At 61.4% G+C, this 17533-nt stretch carries 15 protein-coding genes; 14 read left to right on the plus strand and 1 reads right to left on the minus strand.

Annotated elements, in window-relative coordinates; all coding sequences use genetic code 11:
• The first annotated feature begins 1 nt into the window (after nucleotide 1).
• The 4 genes from TK49_RS23305 to TK49_RS24870 are packed head-to-tail and all read left to right on the plus strand — an operon-like array spanning nucleotide 2 to nucleotide 5218.
• On the plus strand, nucleotides 2-2488 hold the full coding sequence (locus TK49_RS23305) for a VirB4 family type IV secretion system protein (protein WP_024542504.1): 2487 nt from the start codon (nucleotides 2-4) through the stop codon (nucleotides 2486-2488).
• 10 nt (nucleotides 2489-2498) lie between these two features.
• The gene (locus tag TK49_RS23310; protein WP_024542503.1) at nucleotides 2499-3299 is read left to right on the plus strand and encodes a TrbJ/VirB5 family protein; all 801 of its coding nucleotides are present in this window, start codon (nucleotides 2499-2501) and stop codon (nucleotides 3297-3299) included.
• Entirely contained in the window at nucleotides 3296-3595 is a 300-nt protein-coding gene (locus TK49_RS23315) for a hypothetical protein (protein WP_157774044.1), read from the plus strand. The genes TK49_RS23310 and TK49_RS23315 overlap by 4 nt, the downstream gene beginning before the upstream one ends.
• A gap of 9 nt (nucleotides 3596-3604) precedes the next feature.
• Nucleotides 3605-5218, plus strand: a complete 1614-nt coding sequence (locus TK49_RS24870; RefSeq protein ID WP_045220671.1) for a type IV secretion system protein — start codon at nucleotides 3605-3607, stop codon at nucleotides 5216-5218.
• A 32-nt stretch (nucleotides 5219-5250) separates the two neighbouring features.
• On the opposite strand, the gene TK49_RS23325 is transcribed toward TK49_RS24870, so the two are convergent.
• Nucleotides 5251-5742 carry a hypothetical protein gene (locus TK49_RS23325; RefSeq protein ID WP_024542500.1) on the minus strand — a complete coding sequence of 164 codons (492 nt, stop codon included), beginning with the start codon at nucleotides 5740-5742 and terminating at the stop codon, nucleotides 5251-5253.
• Nucleotides 5743-5903: 161 nt separating this feature from the next.
• On the opposite strand from TK49_RS23325, the gene TK49_RS23330 reads away from it, so the two are divergent.
• The 10 genes from TK49_RS23330 to TK49_RS23380 are packed head-to-tail and all read left to right on the plus strand — an operon-like array spanning nucleotide 5904 to nucleotide 17346.
• Nucleotides 5904-6698 (plus strand): VirB8/TrbF family protein, encoded by a 795-nt coding sequence (locus TK49_RS23330; protein ID WP_024542499.1) that lies wholly within the window; start codon nucleotides 5904-5906, stop codon nucleotides 6696-6698.
• A gap of 23 nt (nucleotides 6699-6721) precedes the next feature.
• Nucleotides 6722-7675, plus strand: coding sequence for a TrbG/VirB9 family P-type conjugative transfer protein (locus tag TK49_RS23335; RefSeq protein WP_024542498.1), 954 nt, complete (start codon nucleotides 6722-6724; stop codon nucleotides 7673-7675).
• Nucleotides 7675-9027, plus strand: a complete 1353-nt coding sequence (locus TK49_RS23340; RefSeq protein ID WP_024542497.1) for a TraB/TrbI/VirB10 family type IV secretion system protein — start codon at nucleotides 7675-7677, stop codon at nucleotides 9025-9027. The genes TK49_RS23335 and TK49_RS23340 overlap by 1 nt, the downstream gene beginning before the upstream one ends.
• A 3-nt stretch (nucleotides 9028-9030) precedes the next feature.
• Complete coding sequence (locus TK49_RS23345) at nucleotides 9031-9843, plus strand: TrbG/VirB9 family P-type conjugative transfer protein (protein WP_024542496.1); 813 nt, start codon at nucleotides 9031-9033, stop codon at nucleotides 9841-9843.
• Nucleotides 9840-10913 (plus strand): toxin co-regulated pilus biosynthesis Q family protein, encoded by a 1074-nt coding sequence (locus tag TK49_RS24705; RefSeq protein ID WP_024542495.1) that lies wholly within the window; start codon nucleotides 9840-9842, stop codon nucleotides 10911-10913. The genes TK49_RS23345 and TK49_RS24705 overlap by 4 nt, the downstream gene beginning before the upstream one ends.
• Complete coding sequence (locus TK49_RS23360; RefSeq protein WP_024542494.1) at nucleotides 10910-12625, plus strand: secretin N-terminal domain-containing protein; 1716 nt, start codon at nucleotides 10910-10912, stop codon at nucleotides 12623-12625. Before TK49_RS24705 ends, TK49_RS23360 begins: the two co-directional genes overlap by 4 nt.
• Nucleotides 12622-13869, plus strand: coding sequence for a type 4b pilus protein PilO2 (gene pilO2, locus TK49_RS23365; RefSeq protein ID WP_027693101.1), 1248 nt, complete (start codon nucleotides 12622-12624; stop codon nucleotides 13867-13869). The genes TK49_RS23360 and pilO2 overlap by 4 nt, the downstream gene beginning before the upstream one ends.
• Nucleotides 13869-14477, plus strand: coding sequence for a type IV pilus biogenesis protein PilP (gene pilP, locus TK49_RS23370; RefSeq protein ID WP_082076390.1), 609 nt, complete (start codon nucleotides 13869-13871; stop codon nucleotides 14475-14477). The genes pilO2 and pilP overlap by 1 nt, the downstream gene beginning before the upstream one ends.
• An 8-nt stretch (nucleotides 14478-14485) precedes the next feature.
• Nucleotides 14486-16300: a GspE/PulE family protein gene (locus TK49_RS23375; protein ID WP_024542491.1), complete on the plus strand. Its 1815-nt coding sequence runs from the start codon at nucleotides 14486-14488 to the stop codon at nucleotides 16298-16300.
• A complete protein-coding gene (locus tag TK49_RS23380) occupies nucleotides 16297-17346 on the plus strand; it encodes a type II secretion system F family protein (RefSeq protein WP_024542490.1) in 1050 nt (349 codons plus the stop codon). Before TK49_RS23375 ends, TK49_RS23380 begins: the two co-directional genes overlap by 4 nt.
• The last annotated feature ends 187 nt before the right edge of the window (nucleotides 17347-17533 follow it).

The raw sequence follows: 17533 nt of genomic DNA on the forward strand, positions 1-17533 counted from the left end.
GATGCCCCAAAACACGACATCTGAACTGCTGCCGTGGCTGTTCCTCGCCGATAACGCCGCGCGCGTTGTCACGTGCAAGGATTCCTCCCTGCTGTCCGCGTGGGACATGACCGGCATTGACATCGAGTCCAACGAGGTCGATGCGCTGGAGAACGCCGGCCTGCAGCTGGACGGCGCGCTGCGCCGCGTGGCCGAGGACGGCGCTACGGTCTGGGCGATCGTTGAGCGCGAGCAGGCCACAACGTACCCATCGGCGAGCTTTGATGTTGACGTGGCGGCGTACATCGACCAGCGCTGGCAGGAGCACCTGACCTCGACAAACCTGTACATCAACCGCCATACCCTGGCTGTCTCGATGCCTACCCGTGGCAATGCGGTGACACTGGGAGAGGCCGCTCGAGCATCCCTCGATGCCGGCCGAAGCTTGCCGCTGGCGCTCATCGATGCGCTCAAGACCAAATTCAAGCGCGGGCAGGAACTAGGTTTCTCGAACCGCGCCGACCTGGAACTCGCCCTGCGCCGTTTCGAGTCGACCATCGTGCCGGCCATCGACCATGCGCTGCCCGATCTTGGCATGCGCCGCTTGGCAGGCGCGGATCTGCTGGGCTTCCTCAAGGCGTCGTTGTCGGTCAATCCGCGCGCTCCGGTGGCAGCCCATCCCGACGAATACCTGGACTCCCAGCTGTCGGATTCCTTCATCGACAACCGGTTTGCCGACTATCTGGTGATGGACGGCGTCAAGCGCCAGTACGTCGGTGTGTTCACACTGAAGACCGTGCCGCCAGCGAATTCGATGCAGGTACTCAACCCGCTTCTGGCGCTGCCCATGCGGCTGCGCATTGCCGCGGCGTGGCGATCCTATTCCGTCGCCGAAGCAGTGTCGTTCCTCGATTCGGCACGCACCTTCGACGAGATGCGTGCAATGGAGCTACGCAAGCTCGTCCGCATGGCAGCAGCCCCGCAGGATGCGATCGACGGCGACGATACGCCCAAGACTAGCATCGGCGCCCAAGCCAAGGCGCTCAAGGACGATGCCAAGCGGCGTGTCGGGCGGTTCGGGGCGCTGGCAGCGTCCATCGCGGTCTACGCGGACACGCCCGACGAGTTGGAGCTCCGCATGGATATTGTCTCGCGTACGCTCGAGGCGTCGGGCATCGTCTTCATCCGCGAGAGGGAAGGCGCGCTTGCGGGCCTTTGCGTGGGCGTGCCGGGCAACGTACGCGATCCGGTGCGTTGGCACTTCGGCGAGGCTTCGAACATGACCGACGTGTCGCCCATCATTTCCCTTTTTTCCGGCAGCCAACATCACCCATCGATCGACGAGGACGGACAGCCAACACCGCCTAACGCTACGCTGCGCTCGCGCTACGCGACGGTGCAATACTTCAACTACCACGTGGGGCAACTTGGCCACACGCTGCTTGTCGGCCCGTCTCGCAATGGCAAGACGATGTTCCAGATGTTCCTGGAGGCGCAGTTCCTCAAGTACCGCAACAGCCGGATCTTCAACATCGACAAGGATCTGTCTTGCAAGCCGCAGACCCTGCTGCTCGACGGTGTGCACATCGATCTGGACCCGGCGCGCGGCAACGGCTTGCGCATGAACCCCGTGAGCATGGCCACGACCGAACACGGCCGTTCATGGCTCGTTGGCTGGCTGGACCGACTGCTCGGCCTGCGTGGCGACCAGTTGAGCACCCAGGATGTCAATGACCTGCACTCCGCCCTGGAGCGTGTCGGTGGCGTGAGTGGCGCGCGGCTCTCGACACTCATGTCGCAGCTGCCCTCACACCTACGCGCGCGGCTGCACCCGTGGGTGGAAGGCGGCGCCTACGGCCAGTATTTCGACCATGCTGAGGATGAGTTCTCGATCTCGCGCATTACCACTACCGAGGTCGGATCGCTCCTGGCAGCCGGTTTGAACGATGTGGTCTCGGCGTACTCGGAATACGCCTTCTACAGGATCGAGCGCTTCCTGATGGACCGTGAGGAAGACGAGCTCGGCCCGACGATGATCTATTTCGAAGAGGCTGGCTTCCTCCTGGACGATCCTCGTTTTGCGGCCAAGGCGCGCGACTACCTGATGACGTTGGCCAAGAAGCGCGCATTTCTTGTCATGACGGCCCAGTCGCCCGAAACCTTCCTGCATCAGCCTCAGCTGGCTGCCTCGATCCGCGACAACGTCGCCACGATTATCTTCCTGCCGAACCGCCTGGCCATCCGCCCGGAGCTCAGCAGCAAGTACCGGGAGGCATTCGGTCTGAACAACACCCAGATCGAACTCATCGCCGGCGCCGCGCCGCGCCGCGAATACTGCGTCTTCCAGCCGCAGACCGGTTTCTTCCGAGTGATGCAGGCACAGTTTCCACCCGAAATCGTCAACTGCCTGCGCAGTGACGTGCAGTCGCAATCGGTGCTTGAACGCACTTATGACCCCGCTGACCCCGCCTGGAAAGAGCGCTATCTCTCGGCGCTGGCAAACACCTGAGGAGTACATCATGCGCATGCGTAAAGCCGCTATCGCCCTTATCTCGCTGTTCGCCGCGGTCTCGCTAAACGCGCGCGCAGGTAGTGTCGCCGGCACCGGCGGCTCTACAGAAATCACGCAGTTGCTGAACCATGTTGAGCTCATAACGCAGTCATCCAACACGCTCAACACGGTGCGCAATACGCTGCAGTCGGCGATGTCTCTGCAGCAAAGCCTCCAGCAGTTGGACCCGTCGACCCTGGCGAACCTCTCTGGGCTGCCGATGGATCAGCTGAACCAGATGATGGGGCTGTACAGCCAGGTCAACAATACCTTGCAGGCCTACCAGTATCTGCAGTCGCAGATGCAGAGCTTTAAAGACGGTGTGCAATACACCGGCATGAGCCCGATGCAGTACCTGAAGACGCAGGCCTACGCTGCCCAGCGCTTGGGCGGGGCGTACCAGACCATTTACCAGGGCGAAATGAGCGCGTTGCAGAACGCAAACCAGCAGCAAACGGCGCTCCAGCAGTCGGTTGCCGCAATACCTGGCGTAACCGGTCAGGTCCAAGGACTGCAGCAGGTGCTCTCTCTTGGCGCGCAGCAACAAGCAACGAATCTGCAAGTCCTGCGTGAGATGCAGCTGGCCAACACCATGGCCTCGATGAAAGCCCAGAACGACGCCAACGACATGCAGGCGAGGGCTACCGCCGCACAGACCAAATACCAAAACTTCGTTCAATCGCGACAAGCCGCAGCACAGCAATCTGCGCAGGATCTGCAATTGCCCGATCCGACCCAGATCAACCTCACCGGGGCAAACAAGCTGTGAGAGGACCGGAAAAGGTCGCGGTCGGCTGGCTATGCCGTACGACGCATGAGGCAAAAGTGGTCCTGCGGGCGGCCCGCCAAGCCGCCATACAGATCGAGGCAGGCGGCAGCGAGGACCGCACGATCCGCTTCTATGAGAAGCGCGGAAAGCGGCGCAAGGAGTCATTGCGCCTCGCGCTCGCCTATTTGGCACTGCGCGAGCTTTACCTTCGACCGGCTTTTTGGCTGGTTGTGATTTTGGGAGCGATCACGCTGTACGGCGTCGCGATCGCTTTCGGTCTGCGTCACCTGTTTTGAGGGATTCGAATGTCTGCGATTGCAAACTGGAGTAGTTTGGCGACGCTACTGTCCGGAGTGTTCGATCAGGCCAGCAGCATGTCAACGACGCTCGTTGGCCTGGGCAAAACCATGCTGGCGATCGCCTTCCTGCTGCCGCTGCTATCGGCGCTTCTGGCCTTCTGGGTCAAAGGTGGCGCGCAAGACTTTCTGGCATCCACGATTCGCCTCCTGCTGGTTGCGTCGATTCCCCTGGCGGCATTGGCTAGTTGGCAATCTACAGCCTCGACCCTATCGAATTTCTTCCAGCAGGAAATCCCGAGTGCGCTCGGCTACGGCGGTGGAACCGACGTCGTGAAAACGGCGGTCGCGAGCTTGTTAAATGCCGCGAACAGCGTCGGATCGTCTACCGACAGCGGAACAGGCACGTCCGACGCGACCACTGCGACTACAAACGCCGATCCGATCTTCGCCGGCGACCCGCTGATTACGTTGCCCGCCAACGATGGCAACGCCCAAACGCCGCCTAAGACGGCGCCGAGCGCGGCGTCATCCATCTTTGACCTGGGCGGGTTGTTGACCAACCTGTTCTTGCGAGCGCTGAGCATCTTCCTGATTGACTTGCCGGCTCTCATCCTGTCACTGGCCGCCATGCTCACGATCTATGGGACGCTGCTGATGATGTCCATTGGCATCATCTTCGGGCCGATTCTGATTGCCTGGCTGCCGTGGGAGCCACTGTCCTCACTGGCAACCAACTGGCTCAAATACATGCTCTCCGCCGGGATGGGCTTCGCCGTGGCGATTGTGTTCCTGAAGCTGAGCAACAACATGATTGCTGGACTCGCCAGCAACATGCAGAGCCTGCACAGCATGCAGGGCGCCACGTTGGCAGGCGCCATCCAGCAGATGTTTGTCACCGGCCTCGGCCTTCTCTTCCTCGCTTTCATGGTGTTCAAGGCTGAACATCTCGGCGCGGCGCTGATTGGCGGGCCGCATATCGGTGGTGGCGGCTTCCTCGCCGGCGCGGCAATGGGCGGAGCCCTGCGTGCAATGCGCGGCGGTGGAAAGAAAAACAATGGTGACAAGGAAGGCGGAAGCAATCAGTCCGCAGGTGGAGCTCCCGGTGGCGGCAGCGGTGGATCTGGCGGCGGGGGAGCGGCCGGCGCAGGTGGCGCAGCCTCGAGCAGTTCGGCGAACCTGTCGAATCAGGCAGGCGCGGTCTCGGCCACGAATGTTTCAGGAGCCGCCGGCGCAGCCGTCGCAGCTGGCGGGGCAATGGCTGGCAACACTGCCGCAGGCGCAGCGGGGGCTGGCAGTTTTGGTAGCACGGCAAAGGCTGTCGGGGGGGCGGCCGCCAAGGATGGCAGCAAGGCACTCGGCAAAGCGGCCGTTAAAACCGCACTCGCCGCGGCAGCCATCGCTGGCGGGCCGGCAACCGCCGCCGCAGTCGTTGGTGGCGCGGTTTCAATGAAGGCCGGGCGAAAGTACCTGAAGAACGTGCATACGCGCCTACAGCAGGGAGGGGCAGCACCGTCAGCCACTCAGTCCGGTTCGGCCGCTGCGCCTGTCAGCCTCCCCAAGACCGGCCAGGGTGCAAAGGTCAACCAACCGGCTGCGAACGACGGCGAGGCCAATTCGTGATGGCGCGCGCGCAGGGCGTCGCTGTCAAGCGATTAAGTGCGGCGGTCGGCCATCAGGTGCGCGCCAGCGCTCGACACTTTCTCGGCGGCACGCAGGATGTAGTAGCTGACAACGGCAAGCAGGAACATGCCGAACACGCCCATGACAAAAATCGACTGGACCATCTCGCTCAGTGTGTTCGGCTTGGGTGCATGGCGCGCAAGGCCGATGTAGCCGCACACGATGGCCAACCCCGCAAGCATGATGAGGCGTCGCACCAGACTGCCCGCGCGCGTCTGCATAGGGGTCGCGAAAGACGCCATGACCAGGAACATGGTCGCACCCGTGAAAAGGGCGCCCACGACCAACCACGGCGAGTGCTTTTCATTGGCCAGAAAGAGGTCGGCGAGCGGGCCGACGGTCAGGGCCAGCGGCAAGGCGCACGCAAGTGCAAAGCCGCCCGCATCGGAGAGCGCGGTGCCGATGGTTTCCAGAAATTCCCGGTGCAACAAGGCTCGCATGCGATGTTGGCTCGGATGGTTCATGGCTCAGTTTCCTTTCGTTATGTAGCAACCATGTTGATCTACGATGTGTTGCGCGAGTTAATACTAGCACACCGTCCTAAGATGGTTGTCATCGCTCGGCGAGCGACCCGACGCCGTTGCGAGCGCGCCGCACCGATTCTTTGAGACTTGAGGAGTTATCTATGCGTGTTTTTTTTGGCAACAAGAAGACGAAGGCGTCGCCTGGCAACAATGCCGGCCGTAATGCAGGCAACGTCGTCGACATTGAGCCCGTATTGTCGCGGAAAGAAGCCGAAGCGAAGCCCGCTCTCGGCGATCTCTCGCCGATGTCCTCTGTGGCAAGAGCAGAGTTCGACATGAGGGAAACGCTCCTGGGCGTTAATCGCCGACTGCAGCGCGCAGTCATCCTGTCCTGCGGCGCTGCGCTTACCGCGTCTGCCGCACTCATGTTGGCCATGCCTCTGAAGAAGGTGGTTCCATACGTCGTCAACGTAAACACTACGACGGGCGAGGTAACGGCACCGCGGCAGCAGATGTCGGAGCATTTCGAGCCCGCCTGGGCCAATGAGTCGTTCTTCGTGCGGCGCTGGATCGAAGACATGCTGACCATCAACCAGCACACGACGGTCAACATCAATGCACCGCGCGCTCAGGAATTCCTACGCGGATCTACTGCAATTGCCGAGTACCAAAACTTCCGCGCCAGCGACCACACGTTCGAGCGGATGGCTGCGGACACCAATATGGTGCGTACCATCAAGATCGAAAACTTTACGCCCATTGCCGGTACGAAGAATGGCGCGGTAGCCAATGTGACGCTGACGACGATCGCTGGCGGCATGACTAAATCCAGCAACATCCTCTTGACCGTCTACTGGGTCATCCTTCCGCCGCAAGGGCCGGAGGACATCGATCGCAATCCGATCGGCTTGTACATCACGGATTTCAAGGTTTCCGGTAATACCAGTGGCGGTTGATTTTTTCTACGAGAAATCATAGGATGCGCAACACAACAGAAAACACCCAAAGCGAGCCGCTCGCCATGGCATCAGATTCCCTTCTTCGATTTGCCCGCTGTGCGGTAGGTACGCTGATGATCTCGGCATGCCTGCCCGCTATGGCCGTGCCGCCAGAGCACTTGTTTGGCTCACCGGACGTCAATACGGTCACTGTGCCGACTGATGGCTCGATAGCCACCGTGAATCAAGTGCCCGAAGCTGTACGCAAGGCCCAACAGATGGTTGCCAGCGTTACGGCGCAACAGGCCGGCGGCGCGAAGGTGGTCACATTGCCGTTCCACGCTCAGGAGACGTTCGCGATCCCGATCCGCCCTGGGATGTTCACGACGATCTCTTTCCCGAAGGACGAGCCGGTCCAGCAGATTGCCGTCAGCACTCCTGCAGCCGTACAGCTGCAAGTGAACGCCACCGCAAACATCGCGATGCTGAAGTTGGTGCAACCGATGGTCGTGACCGCAACAGCAGTGACCAGCAAGCACATCTACTACCTGCGCATCGAGCCAGCACAAGGCGAGTGGTATCAGGGCGTCAGCTGGGCGTTCGACAACGAGCAGTTCGGTGCGAGCTCTATGGGCGGGGGGTTGTATGTAGCGCCGTCGGCGGCGGCCAACACCCCAGCAGCGAGCACCGACACCGGCGCATCAGATTTGGGTGGCCTCTACAACGGCGCTCCCAATTTCAACTACCGCATCGCTGGCGACGCGGCATTCAAGCCCACAGCAGTATGGGACAACGGCCGCTTTACCTGGGTGCAGTTCGCCAACAACATTCAAGAGTTGCCGGCTCTGTTTGCGGATGGCCCCAACGGGCTTGAAATCGTGAACTACACCGTGCACAACCATGGCTCGCAAATCCTGGTCAACCGACTGATGGACAAGTTCGTCCTCAAGCTTGGCAAGGTCGAGACTACGGTAACGGCCCAGGGAGCGCGCTGATGGCCGAATTGGCGCGTCCGAAGCTGTCACGCAATCTGGCCATGATTGTCGGGCTGTCCATGATCGCTCTCTTCGCGGTCATCCTCCTAGTGGCCAAGGGATCCGATTTTGGCCAGAGTGCCGTCGATGCGAAGCGGGCCGCCCAGCAGCAACAGGACGAGGCGAAAAAGCTCCAGACGAAGATCGAGAATCCGAACGAAGCAACGCTGGCGGAATACACGCGCGCAAAAGCTGCCATCGCGAACGCAGCCTCAACGCCCGCAGCTGTCGACCCTGGCAATGCAGCATCGTCTCCCAACGTTCCGGCTGGCATGCCGAGCGTACCGCCTGTGTCGCAATACGATTTGGAGCGCCTCGAGCGTGCGCAGAAGGCCATTGAAGCAGGCCGCAACAAACACGACTCCGACGGCGGGGTCGATACAGGCAGCAACGCCGCCGGCGATCATCAATCCGCCAAGCCGAGTTTCGTTATGTACCAGGCCGGGTCGGGCAAGGAACAGCAGGTGCAAAGCGGCGCGAACCCGCTCAACGCAGGAGACTCGGGCAACAAGGGGGAGCGTTTCAACCAAGCATTCGCACAACAGGACCCCAACTACGATCCACGACTGATCGCTGAAAAGCAGCGGCTTGCGCAATACGCGCAGGCGCAAGGCTCCGGTGACGCAAGCAAGTCTGCGGCTGCGGGCCTCGATGCGAACAGCAAGTGGTTGTTCGCAACGCAAAGCGCCGAGGTCAAGCCAGCTGCCGCCATCATCGCTCAGCAGGCCAAGGGGCTTTACTGGCTGGCGCCGGGCACGGCAATCAGCGCGGTGCTGCTCAATGCGGTCGACACGAAGCTGCCAGGTCAACTCGTGGCGCGCGTTACGCAAAACATATACGACTCGCGCTACGGCCGGTATCTGGTGATTCCCGCTGGGTCGACGCTGCAGGGCAAGTACAACTCCTCAGTCCAAGAGGGGCAGGACCGGGTACTCATGGTGTTCGACACGCTCGTTACGCCCGCCGGTGGAATGGTGCCGCTGGGAAATATGAGTGCCGCGGATGCCCTTGGGCGTGCCGGCCTCGAAGGCGACCTGCACACGCACTTTTTTGAGCGTATGGGCATCGCGACGCTACTCGCACTCGAAGCCGTGGGCATGGACAAGATCTCGCCAAATCAGAGCTCGACGAGCTTCGGCGGCACCACCACTTCGCCCGCAGTGAATGGCGCGCAGATCATCACGAACACTGCCAATCAGGAATTGCAGCATCGCTATAACGTCGCCCCCAACATCACGATGCCCGAGGGCGCCAAGATGACCATCATCACGACGGGTGCCATTGAGGTTCCCCCTATCGCCAATACAAGGTAAGCCATGCAACGTTTTTCGCGTCTTGCCATTGCCGCCACCTGCACGCTGCTCACGCTCGCGGGATGTGCGACCAATCCTGCGTCTGGCAATCCTGAAGTTCAGGATCGCCCGGCGGCAACCTCCGTCGATGTGGGGGTGGACTGGGCATGGAGCATCGCTGGCGATGCCGCCGTGCGCCCGCTGCAAGTCTTCAGTCTGCAGGGAAAGACCTATTTGCAGATGCGCCCGGGGCAGATGCTGCCGGCGATCTTAGCTGAAGGCCAACCGCTGCCATTCACCATCAACGCGCCTTATATCGTGGTGCAGCAGACTCCCGAACACATGGACATCGTAGCCAACGGCTATCGCGCCGTTGTCGTCCACGCAAAGCAGCGCCAGACCATCCGGCAGGGCCCGGTCATGCCCGATCCGAAGGCGTCGCGTGTGCAGCGCGTGAGTGTTGAGGATGCAGGGAAAGACGAGACGCCGATAGCACACTCCGTCACGCCTTTGTTCGAAGCGCCTGCGCAGAGCACCGCCGACAGCGATCTCGCGCCAATGGAACGAGACAAGAGTTGGCCGGTCGAGGCATCCAAAGCAAAGCTGTCTCGTGTCATCGCTGCGTGGGGCAAGCGTTCCCACGTGGCCGTGCGCTGGAACTCGCGTGCGGACGTGCCGGTTCGGGCATCGGGCGAATTCAGGGCAAGCAATGTGTATGTAGCGGTCGCCAAGGCGCTCCGGGCCGCAAGCGCCAAGGGATGGACCTTCGCAATGAGCGTCGAATCGGACGGCTCGATTGTGGTCAATGGATACCAACAGGGGAGTGATGCGGCATGAAGAAGCCGATGCAAATTCTTTCCGTTGTGGCGCTGGTCGCCACGACTGCTGAGGCGTGGGGCATGAGCGCTGCGAACCCACAAGCCTGGGCCAACCCGGAGGGGACAACCTCAGCGGCGGCCCCCAGCGTTCTCGGCGGTTCCGCGCCGATCGACCAAGCTCTCTCGATCATCATTCCAGAGCCTTGGAAAATCACTCTGGCGGCCAACGTTCCCGGCTCTTTGATGATGACCTGGCCGTCCTCGAGCGACTGGCGTGCAGCACTGCGCTCGGCCTGCGATGACATGGGCCTGCGCGCATCGATCGACCCCGTGCGCCAGACCGTGATGGTTGCGCCAGTACGCGTCACCAACCCCGCGCCGGCGAAGCCCCTTGCGGAGGACGCTATCACCGCCGCCTTGCCACCCGAGAACGCCCCCGCGGCAGCGGCCAGCGATTCGACCCAGAAGCCGGATGCCTTGGTGCAGGTGGGGCGCACGGGAGCCGAACTGAATGGCACATGGCGCGAGTCTGTCCCTGCCGGTGAGCGTGTCATGCTGGTTGAGGCGATTCCCCGCTTGCTCCCTGCTTCGGAAAGCAAGGATGAAGTGCAAATCATCGGTCTGGACGCCAAGACGCCCGTGACCTGGAAGGCAGGGCCGCGTCTGCAAGCACTGACCAGTGTTGCATCGCAAGTCGGCGCACGTATCTCCGTCACGCCAGGCAGCGAAGTCGTGGCGACGCGCGCCATGCCTCCTGGGCGGGAAGCGCCTGCAACGTCCGTGCCGGTTGCGCAGGCAGCCGTCGCCCCTGAAAAGACTGCTGCCATAGCATCGCCGGGCATCACCCTCAGCGCGGGCCAACCCCTAGGCCAGCAACTCATGTCCATCGGCAGAGCACACGGTTGGACGGTGGTTTGGAACGCCGACCAAGACTGGATGGTGCCAGCCCCAGCCGCTTTCGAAGGTAGCTTCGACTCGGCCGCGCGTCAGATCATCAGCAACCTCGCAGCCAACGGCGCGGACGTGCGCGCCGATGTGTATATCGGGAATCAGACCATTGTTGTCCACGCCGCAGGAGAGTCGCATTGAATCGCAAACCGTTGTTCCATCGTGCCATCGCGCTGGCCGCATGCGCCTCCATGGTGGGCTGCGGCTCGATTGAGCAGACCCGCACACAAGCAAGGGATGTAGCCGACCAAGCTTCGCAAGCCGCCGCCAATGCCGCTCCGCAGTCCCGGCCAGTGGTGGTCGAACATCAGGCAGCCTGGCTTGCCGGTGATGCGATCGCCGTGAGCCGGCCCCAGCCGGCCATCCTCGACAAGCAGGTAGTTTTCAACGTCGCAAGCTCCGGCTCTTGGTCGTTGCGCGACTACTCGGACTGGATCTCGCAAAATGTCGGTGCCGTCACGCATCTGAGTGATTCGGCTCTATCCAGCACGCCGATCAGGGAAGGGGCCGCCACGGGCGGCTATGCGGCACCCACCAACGCCGGCGCCGGCTCGACCGCGATTCCTCCATTCCCTGGGATGCAGATGCCGGCGGCGTCGCCTGCTGCTGCTTCCACAATGGCGATGCCTGCGCTGCCGTCGGCTGTCGCCAGCATGGCCACGGATTCGCGCCCATTGCGCTTTACGGGCGACCTGAAGGGCTTTCTGGACCTGATCACTGGGCGCTTTGGCGTGTACTGGGCGTATCGCAATGGCCAGATCGAGATCTTCAAGACAACCACGCATACGTGGAGCATTCCCACCCTGCCGGTGCAGGCCAAAAGCTCGGGCTCGATCTCTACCAGCGGTTCTCTGTCGGGCAACAACGGTAACACCGGAACGGCGGGCGGGACCACGTCCTCTGGAACGAGTGGCGCTGGCGGCGGCGGAAGCACAAATGCCGACATTGCTCTGAGCGTCAACTACTGGGCGGACCTGCAAACCACCGCAAAGGCGATTGCGGGCCCCGGCGCTGAGTCGATCGTCGACAAATCGTTCGGTACGCTCACCGTCACAGGCCAGCCGCCCCAAATTGAGCGCGTCAACGAGTGGGTCAAGACCCTGACGTCCCACTTGCAAAAGCAAGTAGCCATCGACGTGCGCGTGTTCAAGGTGCACGTCAACCGCGAGGACAACTACGGGTTGAACCTCTCGCTGGCCGTCAACACCCTCTATCAGGGCAACCAAAACGGCGCCAAGTTCACCGTGACGTCCGCCGCGGCCCCGTCTGTGACTTCCGGCGTGACCCCGGTGCAGTTCGGCGCATCAATCTTGAGCGGCACGCTCAGCGGCACAAACGCCGCAGTCCAAGCGCTTTCGACCATGGGTAACGTGTCGCAGGTGTTCAGTCGTTCTGGCGTAACGATGAACGGCCAAATGCTCAACCTGCAGGCCGCGCAAACACAGAGCTACCTGGCCTCAAGCCAGACAACGCTCACGTCGACCTCTGGCTCGAGCACTGCGCTGCAGCCGGGTTCGGTCACGTATGGCTTCACCGGCGTCTTTCTCCCCAAGTACGTGAACGACCGGATCATGCTGGAACTCAACATGACCCTGTCGAACCTGCTTGGTATCTCAACCTTCACCAGCAATGGCAGTTCGATTCAGTTGCCGTCGCTCTCGTCGGCAACGCTGCAACAATCTGTGGCACTCAAGCCTGGTCAGACCCTCGTGCTCACTGGCTACGAGCAACAGACCGCCTCCAATACGAACAACGGCGTAGGGTCTCCCAACTTTGCCCTGTTCGGCGGCGGGGTCGAAGCTCAGCGCGCGCGTGACGTTCTGGCCATCGTTGTTACGGCGAGGTTGCTGTGACGATCATCCAACTCCCTGGTTTCGATCGGGACAGTTTCTTACTGGGGCTGTCCTGGCGACATCTGGACAGCCAGCCCAAACCGGCTCTCCTGCGCTCGATGGCGGAAGAGCGCGGCGAGATCTACGCGGTCTATCACACGATCGATGCGGCTTGGCAAGCTGGCTTTTCCCAGCCGCCAAGCGATATGCCGAGCGACACGAAGATGGCGCGGATGTACGCGCTTGCGCCGCTTATCGCTGCCTTACGTCCGGCGCCATGGCGCGCCGTCTTCGACATCGGCAATGGTCTGTACTGGTATCTGGCTGTTCGAGATCAGCAGGAGATCATCCCGGAGGGCGATTTCGTCGGGTCCATAGACGCAGTGTCGCAGCTGCGTTCTCAGCACGATGCCTACGGTGTTTGGAATGACTACGACGAAGACGCCTCGCTGCAGGGGCTCGCCGACGCCGTTCGCAATCTGGCTATCAAGCGCAAGCCGGTGCGGCGTCTGACCGCTGGAGGGACAAGCAAGAGGATCATCCTCGCTTCCTGCTCTTCGGTCATATTGCTGGCCGTGCTTGCCGGGGGTTGGTGGGCGTACCACAACCAGCAAGTTGCAAAGCAACGCGCGCTCGAACTGGCCCGGTTGCGTGCCGCGGCGGAGCAAAACAAGCCCAAGCCGGTCATCCCCCCGTGGTTCCGTGTGCCGCAGCCGGATTACGTGTTGGACAGCTGTGCAGAACTGTGGCGCCAGCAGTCGTTGAGTACCGATGGCTGGGACCTGTCGTCATGGAAATGCAGCCTCGCTGGCGCACAGGTTTCCGCCGAGGCGAATTATTCACGCAACGGCGGCTTAGCCGAAAACGCACCCGGCGCTCTCGACCCGAGCGGGAATAAATCTGTGGCGTATTCATCCGCGGCGCTCGGTGTCTTGGCAGAAGATCACTCGGTGATGGTCCAGGAAGGCGCGCAGCGCCGCATCTGGTCGTTTGCGCAGCAATATGACCTCGCGCTGAACTTGGGCATTGTTCCACGGCCGCAAGTGCTCCCAGGCAAAGAACCCCCGCCGCTTGATCCCTGGGTGGCACAAAGCGTGGGCTTAACCCTGTCCTCGTCGCCATGGGATTTAGGCCTGCAGTTTGACGCTGTGCCGGGACTTCGCGTATCCAGCGTGACGTTCGATGGCGCGGTCTGGAGCGTTCAGGCACAACTGTATTCGGCCCGCCAAAACGGTGCCATTCCACTTCCGACTGGAGCTACTTGATGCTCAAATCCCGTACTCTTCTCGCCACGGCATCGCTTTGCCTGACCTGCGGCGCAACGCAAGCCCAGCAACCGGTGGCATTGGGCGCTAGTGCCCCCATGGCAGTACCGGCGTCCGCAACATCGGCAGCGCCGCCGGCCATGCAGGTGGTCAACAAAGTCAACACGCCGATGTCGCAGCCGGGTTCGCGTGCCGATCAGCTGTCGCAGCTGAATGCGGAAATCCCACTGCTTGAGGCACAGGCAAAGATCGCGAAGCTGAAGGAGCAAATCGCGCACCCTTCCGGCGGCTCCCAGGGCCCCCAATCGGCTGCACCTGGCTTTGGCATTGGCAGTGCTCCATCTCCCCTTGGCGTGGCTGCGCAAGGTATCGGTGTCCCTGCTCAGTCTATCCAAGCCAGCGCAGGCAAGGCGGGCGCACGCACGTCCCAGCCGCAGGTGCTGGCGATCACGGGCTACAACGGCAAGCTCCAGGCAATCGTCCGTATGGGCGCCGAGCAACACATCGTTAACCGCGGCGCTACCGTGGACGGCTGGCTCGTCGCTGATGTGATGCCATCGGCAGTTGTGTTTTCGCGGTCCGGAAAATCGGTAACGATCCGCCCGTGAGGGGAAGCATGATGCGTCTGCTGACGGCGAAAGCCGGCTTTCAGCCCGAAGACCCCACGAACGGCGCCCGTGCGTCCGTTGCTGGGGTAATCGAGCCTCCAATGCGCGCTGAATTGCCTGCTTTGCCAGAGGTGCTTCGCGATGTAGTCGTAATCGATCCATCGCCGCAGGAAGATACGCGGGCGGGCTTGGAAGCGATCGCTCTGGCCATGCGGTGGATCGACCAGCGAGACGTTCAAAGTGCGCCACCACACAACGCCGACACGGAAGACTTCGAGCGCCTGACGTTCATTTCCAAGTTGCTCGATGCCGATCAGATCCGCATCGCCAAGACGTTGCGTCATGTCGTCCTCTACGTGGACGAGCGGTACACCGCGCACCCAGCGCTCCTCATGTGGCGCAAAGACGCCTCAGACCTTGGTTTCTTCTGCATCACCCAACCCAGGGAGTTGAAGGAACTGAGAGAGGACAAGGTTCGCCTGAGCGCCGCAAGTAACGTACAGCGCGACTCGGCAAACCTTTCGACGCTAAATGCTGCGCGCGACCTCATCTTGCACGGCGCTGCCCTCGGGGCGAGCGATCTGCATATCCTGCTGCGCGAGGACATCGCCGAGGTGCAATACCGAGTCAAAGGCGCGCTTCGCTCGGCGCTGCAAATGAGCCGCGACGAGGGCGAGGCCTACATCCGTTCGATGTACACGGGACTTTCCTCGGTCAAGGAAGCGATCTACAACCCGTTTGAATTTCAAGACGCCCAGATCAACGGTTCGGACCTGCCCGGAAGCGGCTTGGCGTCAGTGCGGATCATCCGGGGACCAGCCTACCCTGTGGAGACGGGCGGCGGCTTCCTCGTCGCACGCTTGCAACCACTGAAGAAGAGCACAGGTCAAGCGGACGTGACACGGATTCCGTTCACGCTCAGGACACCGCGCTCTCCGCTCGGCTCCCTGCCGCTCAAGCAGATGGGGTACTCCGATTTGCAGGTCCGACTCCTGGAGCGTATGACGCGTATGCCATCGGGCGTCATCGTCGTTACGGGGCCGACGGGTAGCGGAAAGACGACAACCCTGTACGAGCTCCTCAAGCATCAAGCCAGGCAGTTCCCTGACAGCCGCCAGATCACCATCGAGAACCCTGTCGAGTACCCGATGGATTGGTCGGTGCAGCTGCCCGTAACAAAGTCCTCGAACCTGTCTTTCGGCGATATGGTGCGTATGACGCTGCGGATGGACCCGGACGTCGTGCTCGTAGGCGAACTGCGCAGCGCTGATGAAGCCGTGGCCGCCCTGCAAGAGGCAATGACCGGCCACCTTGTCTGGACGACGCTTCACGTGAACGACCCATTCATGACAATCGACCGCATGGAAATGCTCGATCGCGGGCAGTTGTCGCGCGAGATCATCTGCGATCACAAACTGCTGCGCGGATTCGTGGCGCAGCGCCTGGTGCCGGTGCTGTGCGATCACTGCAAGCGTCCCTTGACCGAGATCGCTGAGGATCTTCCCGCGGATATGCTCGACGCGCTGGAGACCTGGGGGCCGATCGATTCCATGCGGGTGCGCGGCGCAGGTTGCGACCATTGCCATGACGAGAAGATCCAGGGCGTAACCGCTGTGGCCGAGGTAGTGGAAACCAGCGCAGCACTGATGCGCGACTTCATCAAGCTTGGCACCGACGAAGCCCGTCGGCAACAACGCCAGCGAGAAGGGGCCGACCTGTCCATGCTCAGTAACGCAATGGTCGGGGTTCTCAGCGGCCGATTCGATCCGCGCGACGTCGAGCGCGCCGTAGACATCATCACCACGAAAGGAGCACAAGATTGAAATTCTTTAAGCCCGGGCTGTCTTGGTCGACGCGCAAGATGCTATATCAGCAGTTGGCGTCGCAGCTCGACAACGGCCGTCCGCTCGTCGAGGCAATGGAGGACTTCCGCGATCGATTGGCGAGACGCGGGCGTAAAGGGCTGGCACAGGCGATGCGTGAAGCCACCAGTTGCCTGAAAGACGGAAAGACCTTTGTGCAGTCGATGGGGCCAACGCTCTCGCCAATGGAGCGCAGTGTGCTGGCATCTGGCGAGAAGGCAGGCCAGTTGACCAATTCGATGCGCCTGGTGCTCGACGTTCGCGATCGTGTAACGCGCATACAGCGCAAGGTGATGAGCTACTTCACCGCACCGATTGTGTACCTGATCACTCTGCTGGCCTCGTTGTACGTCATCGGCTCAAGCGTTGTACCGCCACTGGCGCAGGTAGTGCCTGTAAGCAAGTGGACGGGATGGGCCTATGGGATGTATCTGATGGGAGCCGTCGCAACGGGATGGGGGATGGTAATTACGGTTTCCCTCCTGGTCGTGCTAGGCGCCACGGTCATCTGGTCACTTCCACGCTGGACGGGCAGGGGACGAGCCTTTTGCGACCAATATGTCTTTCCCTACAACGTCTATCGCGAAGTGCAGGGCTTTGCATGGCTGCTGTCGTTCACCGCGCTTTTGCGCGCGGGCGTGCCAGACACCACCGCACTGCAAGATCAGCTGACATCAGCCTCACCGTGGCTCGCGTCGCGCTTGCGACCTGTGATGATCGGTTTGCGCGACGGCCTTAACTTGTCGGCCGCACTGCGCCGAACCGGGCTGGGCTTCCCCTCGATCGACCTGATCGATGAAGTTGCCGCCTACATGAACTTCCCGGATTTTCCGGAAAAGATTGACAACGTTGCGCGGGACTACTCCGAATTCCTGGAACGCAAGATGATGATCATCGGCGGAGCAATCGGCGGCGTGTTCTCGATGGCCATGTTTATGGCCTTTGGTGTCATCACCATCGGTGCCAATACGATTTCGGATCTCATCACAAAAAGCGTTGGAGCGTAGTGCCGGGGCGTTCGTAACAATTGAGTGTTGACATGGTGTCCTATTGGGCTTTTTTTTGCTTTACAATCTTCTAAGGATGCGCAACAGCCCAACTTACAATCTGTCGTTTGATTGTCAGCGTTATCGCGTCGTACGGCTACTGTGCTTGGTAGTTCCTGTCCCCCAATATTCTTTCTTCTGTGAGGTC

The sequence above is a fragment of the Ralstonia mannitolilytica genome (assembly GCF_000954135.1).
GTDB classification, from domain to species: Bacteria; Pseudomonadota; Gammaproteobacteria; order Burkholderiales; family Burkholderiaceae; genus Ralstonia; species Ralstonia mannitolilytica.

Excerpts from the sequence above, each read along its gene's own strand:
- TK49_RS23305 (WP_024542504.1), top strand. The coding sequence starts at position 2 with ATGCCCCAAAACACGACATCTGAACTGCTGCCGTGGCTGTTCCTCGCC.
- TK49_RS23310 (WP_024542503.1), top strand. The coding sequence starts at position 2,499 with ATGCGCATGCGTAAAGCCGCTATCGCCCTTATCTCGCTGTTCGCCGCG.
- TK49_RS24870 (WP_045220671.1), top strand. The coding sequence starts at position 3,605 with ATGTCTGCGATTGCAAACTGGAGTAGTTTGGCGACGCTACTGTCCGGA.
- TK49_RS23325 (WP_024542500.1), bottom strand. The coding sequence starts at position 5,742 with ATGAACCATCCGAGCCAACATCGCATGCGAGCCTTGTTGCACCGGGAA.
- TK49_RS23330 (WP_024542499.1), top strand. The coding sequence starts at position 5,904 with ATGCGTGTTTTTTTTGGCAACAAGAAGACGAAGGCGTCGCCTGGCAAC.
- TK49_RS23335 (WP_024542498.1), top strand. The coding sequence starts at position 6,722 with ATGCGCAACACAACAGAAAACACCCAAAGCGAGCCGCTCGCCATGGCA.
- TK49_RS23340 (WP_024542497.1), top strand. The coding sequence starts at position 7,675 with ATGGCCGAATTGGCGCGTCCGAAGCTGTCACGCAATCTGGCCATGATT.
- TK49_RS23345 (WP_024542496.1), top strand. The coding sequence starts at position 9,031 with ATGCAACGTTTTTCGCGTCTTGCCATTGCCGCCACCTGCACGCTGCTC.
- TK49_RS24705 (WP_024542495.1), top strand. The coding sequence starts at position 9,840 with ATGAAGAAGCCGATGCAAATTCTTTCCGTTGTGGCGCTGGTCGCCACG.
- pilP (WP_082076390.1), top strand. The coding sequence starts at position 13,869 with ATGCTCAAATCCCGTACTCTTCTCGCCACGGCATCGCTTTGCCTGACC.
- TK49_RS23375 (WP_024542491.1), top strand. The coding sequence starts at position 14,486 with ATGATGCGTCTGCTGACGGCGAAAGCCGGCTTTCAGCCCGAAGACCCC.